The 284-nt window shown below is 53.2% G+C and carries 1 pseudogene; it reads left to right on the forward strand.

What is annotated here, in order from left to right:
• Positions 1-18 precede the first annotated feature (18 nt).
• Positions 19-284, forward strand: a pseudogene (locus DDR33_RS25475) (hypothetical protein); the annotation flags it as partial.

The following is a 284-nucleotide window of genomic DNA, read 5'->3' on the forward strand; positions in this document are numbered from 1 at the left end:
AAACAGGAGGAACCCCGAATGGGAATCAAGCAACTGTGCAGACTGTTTGGCAAAACACGTCATGCCTGGTATGACCATCAGTGGCGCTATCAGGATACCGGATTAAAAGAGGAGATCATTCTGCAACATGTCCATCAGGTCCGCCAGAGCCTGCCGCGGACGGGTACCCTGAAATTACATTACATGCTCACTCCCCTGCTGGCCGAGCATGGCATCCGGATAGGGCGGGACTATTTATTTGACCTGATGCGGGAACACGGACTGGATATCCGGCGGAGAAAGAG

This window comes from Pararcticibacter amylolyticus (assembly GCF_003130405.1).
Taxonomy (GTDB): domain Bacteria; phylum Bacteroidota; class Bacteroidia; order Sphingobacteriales; family Sphingobacteriaceae; genus Arcticibacter; species Arcticibacter amylolyticus.